The sequence below is a fragment of the Owenweeksia hongkongensis DSM 17368 genome, from assembly GCF_000236705.1.
In the GTDB taxonomy this organism is placed as follows: Bacteria; Bacteroidota; Bacteroidia; order Flavobacteriales; family Schleiferiaceae; genus Owenweeksia; species Owenweeksia hongkongensis.
On record NC_016599.1, the window covers coordinates 658,182 to 671,798 of the forward strand.

Sequence of the window (13,617 nt, forward strand, 5' to 3'; positions counted from 1 at the left end):
TTACTCTCCTTCTTGTTTTACTTCTGGTCTTCTGAAGTAAACTTTACCAGCCTTCCACTCTTCCATAGCAATAGAAGTAGGTTTAGCTAAAGATTCGTAAAAACGGGAAACTTCAATTTGCTCCTTGTTTTCAAAAATCTCCTCCAAACTCTCAGTGTTTGTGGCAAATTCATCAAGCTTATCATGAAGCTCAACCTTGATCTCCTCTCCTATTTGATCCGCACGCTTTGACACAATTGCCAAGGCTTCATAGATGTTCTCAGTTTGAGCATCTATTTCATTGTGGTTTTGAGTAACGGTAGTTCTCGGAGCATCAACTTTCTTGTAATCCATTGTCAATAATTATGATTGTTGCTGTAAATTATGAATATGATCCTGAATTTTCACGTACATCTGCACGGCCTCTTTGGCATCTTTACTTTCAGGATAATATCCGATAAATTCATTATACGCTGTTTTTGATTCAATAAATCGCTGCAGCTTTTTACTTTCAATACTGTTCTTTGCCAGCTCATAAGCCGATAAAAGCCTAGTGAATAAAATTTCTTCGTGATACTGAGTATCAGGAAAGTCATTAAGGGTATTATTAAAAGCTACAACTGCAGCTTGGTAATATCCTGTATGATAATATTGGTAAGCAATCTCGTATGATTTCTTTTCCAGCTTCTTACGCATCTCACGGATATACGTGTTGCAATCTTGCAAATGCTCACTTTGTGGATGAGTGTTTACAAAAAGCTGAAGCTCATTTATTGCTTTGTAGGTATAGGTTTGATCTAGGCTATAAGTTGGTGACTCTAAGTAATAACAAAACCCAACCATAAATGAGCACTCCTCCGCCTTTTCACTTTTTGGAAATGTTTTGGCAAAATTCTTAAAATGGTAAGCACCAAGAATATAGTCACCTAGCTGATAGTTGGTCATAGCCAAGTAATAATAAGCATCAGCCGCCTTGTTGGTTCCTCTAAAAAGAGTTACCAATTCGTCAAATAAAGTATATGCGTTGTTATACTTCTCATTATTATAATACTCCACAGCCTTATTGTACTTATAATCCAGGTCGGTGCTCTTTTGCGCCTTCTGAAATTCGCTACAAGATGCGAGTATAAAAATGGATAGTATGCCTATTAGAGTGCGTGCTTTCATAAAATATCGTGCAAAAGTACAAATATGGTTTGAAAGCGAAACGAAAATTAATCCTGTTAATTATTTACAGGTTCTATTTCTTTCAAATCTTTGTGCCAAGGTCCAATTATAAAGCTATGAATCAAAAATTCAGTGGTATCTGGGTAGTCCACCTTTATAGGCTTTGTATTGAGAATCCAATCCTGTAATATTGGTATTGATTTTTGGTTTAGTTCATATATAACGGGAACCCCCATCTTCTTTGCGCCCTCTGCATTGCAGAGCTGTTCATACTGCCCTTTAATAGGAACCAGCATCAATTTTTTCCCTAAATACAAGGCCTCAGCGGGTGTTTCAAAACCAGCTGAAGTAAATACTCCCTCACATTCTGAAAAGCTTTTAATAAAGCCTGCGCTGCTAATGGGGTAGAATGTAATATTCCCTTTTGAAGAAACTGCAGAAGTATGTTTTGAGAATACTTCCCACTTTACATTTTCTACTTTATTGAGGATCAATTCTATTTCATTATTCCCAAAGGCGGGAAGATAAACCGTATAATGTCTTTTGTTGCTTGGCACTATTGCACGTATATCACTACGTATTACGGGGGAGTAAATAAACTTGTCATACCTATCAAAATGAAAACCCAGATAGGATGAACAGGGAGCGTAGTACTTCAATATAAAGGCTCCTAGCCAATCTCTTTCCTCAGGATGAGGGCATTTTTTGGATTGAAATGAAGCTTGATGCCCCAGTCCAAAGCAATCTTTACCTTTTAACTTACACGCCCAGGCTGTGATGCTTTCAAAATCATTAATAACGATGTCATAGTCATAAACCGGGAAGGTAAATATCTCACGAAAAATCCTAACAAGGTTATTCTTGAAAAGGGTTTTGATGTAGCTTATCCCCCCCTTACTGTTATATATAAAAACAATTCCTTTGCTTCGGTACTTTGGTTTAACAGGAAGGTTTACTTCACTTTGATCACCACTAAGTACCACATCCACTTCACCATATTTTTGAAGTATTGGAATAATCTCACTGGCTCTGGCAACATGTCCATTTCCGGTACCTTGAACAGCGTAAAGAATTTTAGGCACTTTGCTCATGTTCAGATTTATGATCAGTTACCTTTTTTATCAACCGTTGAATATTCAAGTCATTCAGATTTTCATCATCATCTTTTTCGTCATCATCTTCCTTCTCATAATGATACATTTGCCATGAACCTTTATTATATTCTAAGGCAGTAAGGTTTTCTATCCAGTCTCCAGAATTTAGATAAACACAACTTCCGTTCTTAGTTTTTACCTCCAGCATCTCTGGTTGATGAATATGACCGCATATCACAAAGTCAAAACCCTGATCAACTGCCAATTCAGCTGCCGTATCTTCAAAGTCAGTAATGTATTTCACAGCTTTTTTTACGCTGTTCTTTATCATTTTGCTAAAGCTAAATCGCTCGCGGCCTATCTTCTCCAGGCACCAATTGCTAAAGCTATTTATGGTGATAAGTAGGTCATAACCCCAACCACCGAGTTTTGCAATCCACTTGGCACTTTGTATAGATGCGTCAAAAATATCACCATGAAAAATCCAGGCCTTTTTATCTCCTAGATTTAGAATCAATTTATCCTGGAGGTGAATATTACCAAAACTAGCATCGGAAAACTTCCTTAGCATTTCGTCATGGTTTCCCGTAAGGTAATGTACCTGTGTACCCTTACTGGCCATGGAAATGATTTGTTTGATAACCTTAAGGTGACTTTTGGGGAAGTACCGCTTTCTAAACTGCCAGATGTCTACGATATCTCCGTTTAGAACTAGAGTTTTGGGCTGAATACTTTTGAGGTATCTGTACAGCTCTTTGGCACGGCACCCAAAGGTACCAAGGTGAACATCAGAGATGACCACCACTTCAACTTTACGTTTTTTCATTCAGAAAGTTTTAGTACTTCTGCTCAGCGCAAAAGTGTGGTAAACTTCCTGTGGTAATGTAAAGGGTGTGTAATGCAATGGTTAAGGATAAAGGTTTTACGAAGAGTTGTATGTTTATAAAACAACAAAGGCCACCTGATGATAGGTAGCCTTTATTATGTGTAATTTAATTAGAATATTACCTTTTCAATGCATCACGTATTTCGGTTAACAATTCTACTTCCACTGTAGGTTTTGGTGGTGCTGGATCTGGAGCAACCTCTTTCTTCTTAAGGTAATTGTTGTACATCTTTACAACCAAAAACACCACAAAGGCAACGATAAGAAAGGTAAGTACAATGTTGATGAAGTTTCCATACATAATGGCTACTTCAGCAACTTCTGGACTCACTACGTCTTCGCCACTCATTACAGCAGGTGTACCTTCTTTGAGCACCAGTTTGAGCTGTGCAAAGTCTACCCCGCCAATAGCCATGCCAACAGGAGGCATAATGATATCATTTACGAGAGACTTTACAATAGCACCAAAATAGGTAGCCATGATAAAACCGACTGCCAACTCCAACACATTGCCACGCTGGATAAATTCCTTAAATTCCTTGAGCATAATTAATATAGATTTGAATTAATAGTTTTTTAAAAATATACTTTTTTACTATTGGAAGCTCATGTGTGCTAAGTTTTTATCTTAAAAAAGGCAATAATTTCACATATTGTAAGAAATATAATTCAATCAAATAAAAAATCAGAAATATGGAGCTTACTCAATTAGAAGACACATTTGTAGACATAGGAGGTGTATTTCTTACATCAGCATTTGATCTAAGAGAAAGAATGGAAAAAATGAAAGCCATCGTATTTGTTTGGGACGGAGTATTTAATAGTGGACACAAAGATATTACGGGTGGAAGCAGCTATAGCGTGGTAGATACCGGAGGTATAGATTTATTGCGTTTTGGTTTTTTCCTAGCTAATAAGACTATGATCAAAGTAGCTGTAATGAGCGATACAGATAATTCACTGTGTTTACAATTGGGAAAAAAAGACCATTATGATAATGTATATCTAAATGGGCAAGACAAAGAAAACGTGCTCCGCCATTTTTGTAATCAACATGATATTCACCCAGATGAGATTATATATGTATATGACGAGGTTGCTGACCTTAAAGTAGCCGAGCAAATGGGTATTAGACTAGCAGTTGGGAGGTTGAGCAGCCCCATTTTTGTAGAATATATGGAACGCCATAAGCTTGCCGATTATATTTCTACCTGTCAGGGGAATGAGCATGCTGTACGCGAGATGTGTGAACTGCTGTTAACATTGCTCGATCAACACTTCAATGTAATCGATCACAAGGGAAAAAATGAAGAAAACTACCATGACTACCTGAATAGAAAGGCATTGGTAGAAACGGCAACAAACAAAACGGCCGGTGTAGTAAAATTAGAGTCATGAGTTTAGACATCTATTTTGAGAAAGATTATTACTACACTATTTTCATTTAGTATTATTGCATAAAACCATTATACACATGAAAAAACTGTTTTTATCCCTAGCATTTGTCGGAACTATGATTTCTGTAAATGCTCAAGAATTACCACAGCCAAGCCCAAAATCTACATTACAACAAAGAGTTGGCTTGACTGATATTACCATTGATTATAGCCGACCAAGCGCCAAAGATCGTGCGGTGTTTACTGATGTAGTAACTCCTGGTAAACTTTGGAGAACTGGAGCCAACATGAATACTACCATTGAAGTTTCTTCGCCAGTAGTTATTGAAGGACAGACTCTAGAAGCTGGTACTTATTCGATTTTCACTATTCCTAATGCGGATAAGTGGACTGTTATTTTCAATAAGAAGACGGATCACGGTGGTACTTCAGGATATACTGAAGACAATGATGTTCTTCGTGTTGAAGCTAAAGTTGCTCCAATTAAGCAGCCTGTAGAAACCTTTACAATTGATGTAAATGACATTCGCACAGAATCAGCAAGCCTGGTATTTACATGGCAAAATACTCGCGTTTCTGTTCCATTTACTGTAGAGGTAAAATCTATTGCTAGCAGTAATATTGAAAAAGCTTTGAACGAAGCTGAAGAAGCTGATAAGTGGAAAGTATATCGCAATGCTGCAAACTACTACCACAATAACAATATGGAAGGAGCAAAAGCTTTGGAATATATCAATAAGTCAATTGAAGGAAAATCTGATAGCTGGTATAGCTACTGGTTGAAAGCTGAAATTCTTGCCGCCAAAGAAGATTATAAAGGTGCTGTAAAAGCTGCCAAAGAATCAATCAAAGTAGGTGAAGAAGGTGCTAAAGAAAGTGGTGCAAGTTTTGATTACACCGCAATGATTGAAGATGGAATTAACGATTGGAACTCCAAAAAGTAATTAATGATTTTCAGCTCACCGCTTGCAAATAGTGACTGAGGAAAGCCCCGCAATTGCGGGGCTATTTTTTTATGGGGCTAGTCGATTAATTTGCCATTGGCCATTTTCTTGTAAGGTATAACGGAGCCTATCATGCAGCCTGCTTGCTCTTCCTTGCCAAAACTCAATAAGATTTGGGATTACACGATATCCACCCCAATGTGGCGGACGGGTTACATCTTCGGTCATTTCCAAAGCATATTTTCTCAAGCGTTCTTCCAGTACCTCACGGCTTTCTAATACCTGGCTTTGAGGTGAAGCCCACGCTCCCACTCTGCTGCCCAACGGTCGAGAATTAAAGTAAGCATCTGATTCTTCCGCAGAAACCTTCTCTACTTTACCTTCTATTCTTACTTGCCTTTCCAGCTCAGGCCAAAAGAAATTTAGACACACCCACGGGTTACTCTCCATTTCCTTCCCCTTATTACTCTCATAATTTGTGTAAAACTCAAAGCCACCTTTGGTAATTCCCTTTAATAGCACAATTCTCGAAGTAGGCTTTCCAGCTGAATTTATCGTACTTAATGTCATAGCATTAGGGTCAATAGCCTGAGTTGTAATATATTCACTATACCATCTTGCAAACTGCTCCACAGGGTTATTAGAAACGTGGTGTTCATCAAGTATACTTTGGGTGTAGTCTTTGCGGGTGTTTTGCAATTCTTTGCTCATGATATCGTTAATAAATTGTGTTGCAAATTTAAGGTTAAGCCTATATATTTAATACAAATTCTACACAAATGCCCAATGTATTGAACAAACCGCAAAAAGGTAGCCTGCTGGTAGCCGAGCCATTTCTTGGAGATACAAATTTCGACCGTACAGTAGTTTTGCTTACCGAGCATAACGAAGAAGGTTCAGTCGGCTTTGTGATAAATAAACCACTGGAACTTACCTTGGATGAAGTGGTAATTGGGTTCCCTTCTTTTGAGTCCAGGATTTATCATGGAGGGCCAGTACAACAGGACTCATTATTCTTTTTGCATAATAAGGGAAACCTTATACCGGGTGGAGAACTCATCAAAGATGATCTTTACTGGGGTGGCGATTTGGAGCCTCTTAAAGAGATGATTAAACTCGGGCTCATTGATCAGGAAAATATACGCTTTTTCTTAGGCTACAGTGGCTGGGGTGGTGGCCAGCTAGATTTAGAAATTGACGAAAAATCCTGGTTGGTGCTAGAACATGAAACTATCGACATGTTTAAGGATACTCCTTCCGAAATGTGGAAAAACATTATGATGGGTGTAGGAGGAAGTTATCCGCTTTGGGCCAATAGCCCTATGGATCCTAATTTAAATTAAGCAAGCGCTACTTTAATATTTAGTCTGCCAATCAAGGCTTGGCTCACATCATTTACAAATGTCTTTTTGCGATACTTCTCTACCCATTGAATTCCTTTGCTAGCATTGGTAAGAAATAGTTCATCAGCTTTTTGAAGATCAAATGGAGAGATGCTTTTTTCAGTAACTTCATAACCCATCTTGGGAAGTATTTCCAAAACCTGCTTACGCATTACTCCTTTCAAACAACCATCAGTAAGTGGAGGAGTGAAAATTTCTTTTCCTTTTACCACAAATACATTAGCTGAAATAGCTTCAGCAACCATTTTATCATCATTCAGCAATAGACACTCGTCCAGTGCATTTTCTTTCTTAAAAATAGATGCGACCGTATAAAGAACAGCTGAACCTGACTTGATGTTGGATAGGAGACTCTTCTGCTTGTAATAATCTTTGAATAGATCTACTTTCAACCCTTTTTCATTTAATGTATAAGTGGCGTTTTCCTGTTCGCTTACTGAAATAAGGAAATTTACATCGTTAGAATTTGGAGTGTATAAACCTCCCTCCTTTCTTATTACCTGGAATCTTATACGAGCGGCTTTTTCCGAAAGCTTATTCTCAGTCAAGGTATTTCGGATTTGTTCCTCTAGATATTCAGGAGAAAAGTCCATAGGTATTTCCATACGGAGAATACGCATGCTGCTCATCAATCGAAAGTAATGATCTTCCCAAAAGTTGATGCGGCCGTTGGCAAATTTCATTGATTCAAAAACACTATCGCCATACTGAAAAGCCCTATCGGCTACACCTAGTGTGATCTTGTTGGCATCAATAAAATCCCCATTATAATTGTAAATCATCCCTCCTGTATTTTGCGGCAAAAGTATAAATGAAAAGCCCCGCCCAAAAGGACGAGGCTTTATTATTTCTAAAGCTCAGGAAATAATTCTACTGCTTCACGATTTTCTGCACACTGCTCTCGCTTCCTGAGATAAACTCTAGCATATACACACCTTTGTTTAAAGATGAAAGATCAACTGAGTTTTGTCCTTCAGAAACGCTGATGGTTCTGATTTTTTGACCATTAATGCTAATTATATTAATTACTTCAACAGCATAGCCTTCAGTACTTTCAAAGTAAAGTTTGTCATTTACCGGGTTGGGGTAAGTTTTATTTACCACAAGAGTTTGTTCATTCAAGCTTACATCAGTATAAACCTTTGCATATATTCTAGGAACGAAATAATCCATTACGGTGTCAATGTAAGCCATTGATTGCGTTTTATTATTTGGATTAGTTTCATTAGCTCCCAGTGGATCGGCTGGATCCCAAAAATCCCAAGGATTGCTATTTACTTGAAATGGTAATGCAGGATTTGGAGGCATCATATTGAATGTCAAAATGTTTTCTTGTCCACCTGTATTATATTGGTTACTTCTTGCCATAACACTTAAAGCATCCTGAAAGTTAGACTGGATGGATGCATTATTATTTCCTAGTGAGTTTGCAATACGCACAGCAGTGTGGCTTCCTGCCACTTCTACTACAGGAAAAAATTGATTATTTACAGGAACCTGTACCATGCCTTCGTAGTAAGGTGCATAAAAATCAAAGCGACAATGTGTAGATACCATCGGTACATCACCGGCCTCAAGCCAAGTAGAATCTCCTAAGGCTCCACCTAAATTAAGTACCATTTGAACATCATCACTATAACCAGGGTTGTTTATGTAATTTCTTCCAGTAGCGGTCATATCTACTTCTGGCAAACCAAGAGGAGTGTTATTTCCGGTAAGGGTAACTTCACCACCATAACCATCCCAATCTCCTACAATAGAGGTATCAATATAAGGATCACCAGCGGTAATAGGGTCGCCATAAATACCTGTGCCCGAAGCATCATATTGAAACTTGCTAATGCTTGCTACTTCTGCATATTTATCTAGGGTAGCATAAGCCAAAACTGTGTAACCTCCGGATCCTTGTCCAACTAGCGAGATACGCTCATTATGTACCTTGTAGGGGTTTCCATTGGCGATTGACTTGCGAACGAATCGTACAGCTGCCTTTGCATCTTGAATAGACTTGTATACAGCAAGTAGGTTAGTTCCTCTACGCAAATCCAGATTAGTACTGTTTGCCAACCAACCCACTCTATAGGTAGCTGAAATTGCTACATAACCTTTTTTAGCAAAACGCTTACATATTTCCACTGCTGCGCTATCTGTTTTTTCGCCCATAGGAGAAACTAAACCTTTTGGTAAAAAACTACCTGTATGAAAATATATAATAACTGGTCTTGCAGTAGCAGTATCTACGTTAGGATCAGGTTCATAAATATCACATTGTAAAGGCAACAACTGCGGCCCACCAATACTGGAAGGAGCATATTCATTGAAGTTGATACCATAAGTCACATCTGAGGTTACGTTTATTTGAGCCTCAGTAAATACATCATCTTGATAGCGAACTTGTCCATTCAAGGAAAAAGCGCCTAAAGCGAGGCTCAGGGAAATTGAGCCGAGTAATTTTCTGTTCATAGAAATAGATTAATAATTAATAAAATTTAAGACACTATTTTAATTCATATGATATAGAGAAATAGGTTAATCGCCCTACTCGTGGACCTCCATACACTTGAAAAACTTTATTATTCAATAAGTTACTTGATCCTAATTTAAGGTTTATTCCTTGTTTTGGAAAGGCGTAACTAACTTGAGCATCCAGCAAATCATAGGAATCAATATACCCTGTAAACTGCGGAGAGCCTTCAAAGAGAAAGCCTTGGATCCATTTATAAGTAATGTTAAAACCAAGATGCTTAAACTTCCACACGCTTATGTCTCTACCGCTAAAGCTTATATTATATTTATTTTCAGGGGTATTAAAAGCTGGAATGATAGGATCATCGGTTGCCGTATTTAAAACGTTCCAGGTGTAATTTCCTGCCAACATATAGTAATCCCAGAAGTAATAATTTAAGCCTAAACTAAAACCCTGTGTGGTCACTTGGTCTTCAGCATTTGCGGCAATTCTATATGCTTGTGCTCCACTGAGTCGATCGGCTGGTCCTGCACCTGGATCGTCTTCAATATCCAGACCTACATTGAAACCAATAAAATCTTGATACCAACTATAATAGTAATTAGCGTCCACAAATAGTCGCTTCCAAAGAGTGGTACGATATCCAATTTCGGCAGTTTGTACTTTTTCTGGCCTTACCGGATCTACAGAATAATAGCCCCATTCATAGTTTCTCCTGGTTTCAGTATCAGCACCCAAAAAAGTTTCGATATCATCCTGTGTTACCAAAGAATCATACCCCTCAAGATTACCAAGTAAAATTGCACGACCAACATTATAATATAGGTACTGATCCTGCAACGTAGGGTTTCTGATTGCTGAAGAGAAAGAAACGCGCAGAGTATTAAGGTTATCAAAATTATATACCATAGAAACCGCCTGTGAGCTTAAGAAATCAAAGTTTTCATTTTTGTCAACTCTGGCGGTTAAGCCTAGTTTTAGCCTTTCACCAAACTTTTTCTCCCATCCACCAAAGGCGCCAAATTCGTAATTTGAAATTGTTTGCCCAGCTGTGTCTCTAAAAATTGTTCCTTCCGAATTTGGTCGATAAAGACGGCCATTGCCTCCAATTTTAAAATCCCCAATTCTGGTAGGATCAAAATTGTACTGCCCCTGTACATGATAAAGAGCTGAGCGATCCACAAACTTAGAACCACCATCACTAAAAGATCGTTCGGTGATATATGTAAATAATGAGTCAAATGAAGCACTTCCAGGATTTAAAGCATCTTCAGGACCATAAGTTACATTTACAGTTTCCCTTGTTTGATCGTGAAGCCCTTGAACGAGTGAAGCATTTTCTTCAAGTACAATGTTGAGCTGTTTTTCAAACTCATCCCGAGGCAAACTTGTGCTTGGATAGCCGGGTAGATTTTGAACTTCTGGTGACCCTATAAAGCTCCAATAGTTTCTATAAGTACTTCCCCATACCCCTTCATCCACATATGCATTTTGCATTTGCAAAGCTGTAAAATAGGCGTCATAAGAGTTTCCCGCATCCTCATTAGTTGAATAAGCTCGAACAAACCACTTATCTTTTTTAGAGAGTTCTATTCGGTTTTGATAAAACTGAATATCTTTTAAGCTATATCTATTATCCCCTTGGTATACAGTTGTTCCATACCCAAAATTAAAAGCATAGATAAGTTCTAAATCTTTCTTGATACGGTAATGAAGAGATGTTCCTAGCTTTAGATTTCTGGTATCATAATCTACCAGATCTTTCTCCTCAATTCCTGTTCTGTAAAAGTTACCGAGACCTGGATAGGTTTTTATATCACCACCATCATCAAAGCGTGTTTCATCACCATATCTGTTAATAGCATCATAACCTCCAGGGTTGTCTATTCCTTCCTCGCTTTGATCTGTTGGGTCTAGGTTATCAGCTTCCCAATCATCAGCTCTCAAGTAATATAGATTGATCTTAAAAGCGAAATTTTCATAATCCTTTCCAAAAACTTTGTAAGCTTCGGCATAGCGCACGGCTGTTTCCACGAGATTTCGCTCCCCTACTTTTACACTGGCACTTATTCCTTGATAGTCAAAAGGGTTTTTAGTGGTCATACTGATTACCCCGTTGAATGCACCAGGTCCATAAAACGCTGTACTTGCTCCTGCAATAATGTCCACATTTTGAATGTCCAATTCAGAGGCACCCAGAAAGTTACCTAAAGAAAAGTTGAGTCCCGGAGCTTGATTATCCACTCCGTCAATAATTTGTAAAGAGCGCACAGGTGATGTGCTATTGAAACCTCTTGTATTAATTACCTTAAAACCAATACTTGCTGAAGTAAGGTCTACTCCTTTTAGGTTTCCAAGTCCATCGTAAAAACTAACGGCCGGGGTTTCTTTAATGGCCAAAGCATCCATAGCTTCCACAGTCAAGGCACTTTCTCTTTGCTTTGCGCTAAGACGCTGCTCTACTACACTGACTTCTCCCAACATTTCAGTGTCTTCTGCAAGTTTTACACTAATAGGTGAACTAGCACTTGAAACGGTAATGTCTTGTGCTTGGTATCCAATAAAAGTTACCTGTAATGTAAGTGGAAAACTGGCTCCTTTTGCATTCAACTGAAAGTTGCCATCAAAATCTGTGGTGGTACCTTGAGTGGTTCCTTTTATTATAACGTTAGCTCCAATTATTGGCTCATTTGTCTTCCCATCATAAATGGTCCCTTTCAAAACTTGAGCGTGAATACCATACATACATAGCAGTAATATGGCCGTGGTAAAAAATTTCCCCATTAAATATGTGTGTTCGTGCTTGGTTGAAACTACGAAAATATTTTCACCAAAACCAGTAGGAAATCTCCTATGCGTATTTTTGGGGTTCAAGTTTAAACACCTGAAAATAAAACATTCAGAAATGACGGGAGCTCTGCTATCAGTACAACACAGATTTTTTTAACTCTTTTTTTTCGGTAAGAAACCTTAAATTTTAGTCTTTAGAAAGACTTTGGATGAGACCTTTATCTAAAATAGGGCGTTTAGCTTTCATGATAATCCAATAGGCTATGAAAGCGAGGCTAGTACCTAAAATACTTCCGACTAAAACATCTATGAGGAAATGCTGGCTTAGGTAAATACGGCTATAGCCCACCAAAGCTGCTGTAATAAACAGAGCAAGCTTTAATCTTTTAGTATTTAAGAAGAAAGCCATCAAAGCGTAAAAAGCGAATGCGCTGGTAGTATGCCCGGAAGGAAAGCTGTTGTTCGTAAGTATCTCCACACCTTCTATCAATCTTAACTCATGAATTTGCGCGAAGTACTGTGGTGGTCTTGGGTAGTCAATAAAAACATGATATTTTAAAACTACAATAGCACATATGCTAAGTAATCCGACCAAAACAAAACCTAAAAAATATCGCCACTTAATAAATGCTGAAATAAAAATAATTGGCAATAAAACATGATAATCCCCCAGGTAAGTTACATATTGGAAAAAGTAATCCAAGAAAGGATTATAGTATGTGTTTTGAAAAATGTGAATTTCATCTTTACTAAAAGACAGCACAAAAAATATCCCGATAGTTAGTAAAATAACCATCGGGATAAAAAAGAATTTGTTCTTATTTACAAATGAAGCTACCTTCAAAGGTTTATGCGCCTATTGTATGAAAAAGCTCGTGAATTTGGCTTTCCCAAAGGAGCTTGTCCTCTTCTACTTCATCTTCATCGCTATGATCAGTAACCATAAGCGCTGTGTCATTTGTAAGCTCATCTACTACAATCTTAAACTCGAAGTAGTATTTATTGTCTTCTTCATGATCTTCTTCCCAGCGAAAGCGAATATATTTTTCGGTTTTCTTACCTACCATATAAGCTACGCGCTCATCACCATCCCATATAAAGGTGTACTTCTCACCACGAGAATTTACATCATCACAAAACCACTCGCTAAGCCCACTAGGGGTGCTCAAAAATGGAAACAACATATGTGGAGATGCCTTAACGGGAAATTCCAATTCGTACTTTATTTTTTCTTCTGTCATTGCTTGATTAGTATCGTTTCTGAAGTTTGCAATATATAAAAATTTACTATCGGGCAAGGCTCAATATTTTTCTTCATTCACTTTGCTGAAATAGATAAAACTGTATATTTGCAGCCCGAAAAATAAAGGACACCCTTTATAAAAACGGTTTAATCACAGTGATGGCGAGGTAGCTCAGGTGGTTAGAGCGCAGGATTCATAACCCTGAGGTCGGGGGTTCGAGTCCCCCTTTCGCTACAAAAGGCAGTC

General features: G+C 38.0%; 14 protein-coding genes and 1 tRNA gene. 4 read left to right on the top strand and 11 right to left on the bottom strand.

What is annotated here, in order from left to right; genetic code table 11:
* The 5 genes from OWEHO_RS03040 to mscL all read right to left on the bottom strand — a co-directional run bounded on the left by OWEHO_RS03040 (position 1) and on the right by mscL (position 3,673).
* On the bottom strand, positions 1-333 hold the full coding sequence (locus OWEHO_RS03040) for a DNA-directed RNA polymerase subunit omega (protein WP_014200990.1): 333 nt from the start codon (positions 331-333) through the stop codon (positions 1-3).
* Between the two features lie 9 nt (positions 334-342).
* Positions 343-1,146: an outer membrane protein assembly factor BamD gene (locus OWEHO_RS03045; RefSeq protein WP_014200991.1), complete on the bottom strand. Its 804-nt coding sequence runs from the start codon at positions 1,144-1,146 to the stop codon at positions 343-345.
* Positions 1,147-1,202: 56 nt separating this feature from the next.
* Complete coding sequence (locus OWEHO_RS03050) at positions 1,203-2,237, bottom strand: glycosyltransferase family protein (protein WP_014200992.1); 1,035 nt, start codon at positions 2,235-2,237, stop codon at positions 1,203-1,205.
* Positions 2,221-3,066, bottom strand: a complete 846-nt coding sequence (locus OWEHO_RS03055; RefSeq protein ID WP_014200993.1) for a UDP-2,3-diacylglucosamine diphosphatase — start codon at positions 3,064-3,066, stop codon at positions 2,221-2,223. Before OWEHO_RS03055 ends, OWEHO_RS03050 begins: the two co-directional genes overlap by 17 nt.
* 178 nt (positions 3,067-3,244) lie before the next feature.
* Positions 3,245-3,673: a large-conductance mechanosensitive channel protein MscL gene (gene mscL, locus OWEHO_RS03060; RefSeq protein WP_014200994.1), complete on the bottom strand. Its 429-nt coding sequence runs from the start codon at positions 3,671-3,673 to the stop codon at positions 3,245-3,247.
* 146 nt (positions 3,674-3,819) lie between these two features.
* Between mscL and OWEHO_RS03065 the strand changes: the two genes are divergently transcribed.
* Both OWEHO_RS03065 and OWEHO_RS03070 read left to right on the top strand, forming a co-directional pair.
* Entirely contained in the window at positions 3,820-4,524 is a 705-nt protein-coding gene (locus OWEHO_RS03065) for an HAD family hydrolase (RefSeq protein WP_014200995.1), read from the top strand.
* A gap of 76 nt (positions 4,525-4,600) precedes the next feature.
* Entirely contained in the window at positions 4,601-5,467 is an 867-nt protein-coding gene (locus OWEHO_RS03070) for a DUF2911 domain-containing protein (RefSeq protein ID WP_014200996.1), read from the top strand.
* A 69-nt stretch (positions 5,468-5,536) separates the two neighbouring features.
* Here the strand turns inward: OWEHO_RS03070 and pdxH are convergent, their stop codons facing one another.
* Entirely contained in the window at positions 5,537-6,178 is a 642-nt protein-coding gene (gene pdxH, locus OWEHO_RS03075; RefSeq protein ID WP_014200997.1) for a pyridoxamine 5'-phosphate oxidase, read from the bottom strand.
* A gap of 68 nt (positions 6,179-6,246) precedes the next feature.
* Here pdxH and OWEHO_RS03080 point away from each other — a divergent pair, with 68 nt between their 5' ends.
* Positions 6,247-6,810, top strand: a complete 564-nt coding sequence (locus tag OWEHO_RS03080) for a YqgE/AlgH family protein (RefSeq protein ID WP_014200998.1) — start codon at positions 6,247-6,249, stop codon at positions 6,808-6,810.
* Here OWEHO_RS03080 and OWEHO_RS03085 read toward each other — a convergent pair.
* The 5 genes from OWEHO_RS03085 to OWEHO_RS03105 form a co-directional block, all read right to left on the bottom strand.
* Positions 6,807-7,652, bottom strand: a complete 846-nt coding sequence (locus tag OWEHO_RS03085) for an aminotransferase class IV (protein WP_014200999.1) — start codon at positions 7,650-7,652, stop codon at positions 6,807-6,809. The genes OWEHO_RS03080 and OWEHO_RS03085 overlap by 4 nt on opposite strands.
* Positions 7,653-7,740: 88 nt before the next feature.
* Complete coding sequence (locus OWEHO_RS03090; RefSeq protein WP_014201000.1) at positions 7,741-9,333, bottom strand: T9SS type A sorting domain-containing protein; 1,593 nt, start codon at positions 9,331-9,333, stop codon at positions 7,741-7,743.
* Positions 9,334-9,367: 34 nt separating this feature from the next.
* A complete protein-coding gene (locus OWEHO_RS03095) occupies positions 9,368-12,121 on the bottom strand; it encodes a TonB-dependent receptor (protein WP_041627884.1) in 2,754 nt (917 codons plus the stop codon).
* A 193-nt stretch (positions 12,122-12,314) separates the two neighbouring features.
* Positions 12,315-12,923, bottom strand: coding sequence for a phosphatase PAP2 family protein (locus OWEHO_RS03100; protein WP_014201002.1), 609 nt, complete (start codon positions 12,921-12,923; stop codon positions 12,315-12,317).
* A gap of 52 nt (positions 12,924-12,975) precedes the next feature.
* Positions 12,976-13,425, bottom strand: a complete 450-nt coding sequence (locus OWEHO_RS03105) for an START-like domain-containing protein (RefSeq protein ID WP_014201003.1) — start codon at positions 13,423-13,425, stop codon at positions 12,976-12,978.
* 106 nt (positions 13,426-13,531) lie between these two features.
* Here OWEHO_RS03105 and OWEHO_RS03110 point away from each other — a divergent pair.
* Positions 13,532-13,605 (top strand) — tRNA-Met (locus OWEHO_RS03110).
* Positions 13,606-13,617 lie beyond the last annotated feature (12 nt).

Coding starts and splice junctions, on each gene's coding strand:
- pdxH (WP_014200997.1), bottom strand. CDS start 6,178: ATGAGCAAAGAATTGCAAAACACCCGCAAAGACTACACCCAAAGTATA.
- OWEHO_RS03050 (WP_014200992.1), bottom strand. CDS start 2,237: ATGAGCAAAGTGCCTAAAATTCTTTACGCTGTTCAAGGTACCGGAAAT.
- OWEHO_RS03080 (WP_014200998.1), top strand. CDS start 6,247: ATGCCCAATGTATTGAACAAACCGCAAAAAGGTAGCCTGCTGGTAGCC.
- OWEHO_RS03095 (WP_041627884.1), bottom strand. CDS start 12,121: ATGGGGAAATTTTTTACCACGGCCATATTACTGCTATGTATGTATGGT.
- OWEHO_RS03090 (WP_014201000.1), bottom strand. CDS start 9,333: ATGAACAGAAAATTACTCGGCTCAATTTCCCTGAGCCTCGCTTTAGGC.
- mscL (WP_014200994.1), bottom strand. CDS start 3,673: ATGCTCAAGGAATTTAAGGAATTTATCCAGCGTGGCAATGTGTTGGAG.
- OWEHO_RS03065 (WP_014200995.1), top strand. CDS start 3,820: ATGGAGCTTACTCAATTAGAAGACACATTTGTAGACATAGGAGGTGTA.
- OWEHO_RS03085 (WP_014200999.1), bottom strand. CDS start 7,652: ATGATTTACAATTATAATGGGGATTTTATTGATGCCAACAAGATCACA.
- OWEHO_RS03070 (WP_014200996.1), top strand. CDS start 4,601: ATGAAAAAACTGTTTTTATCCCTAGCATTTGTCGGAACTATGATTTCT.
- OWEHO_RS03040 (WP_014200990.1), bottom strand. CDS start 333: ATGGATTACAAGAAAGTTGATGCTCCGAGAACTACCGTTACTCAAAAC.
- OWEHO_RS03055 (WP_014200993.1), bottom strand. CDS start 3,066: ATGAAAAAACGTAAAGTTGAAGTGGTGGTCATCTCTGATGTTCACCTT.
- OWEHO_RS03100 (WP_014201002.1), bottom strand. CDS start 12,923: ATGGTTATTTTACTAACTATCGGGATATTTTTTGTGCTGTCTTTTAGT.
- OWEHO_RS03045 (WP_014200991.1), bottom strand. CDS start 1,146: ATGAAAGCACGCACTCTAATAGGCATACTATCCATTTTTATACTCGCA.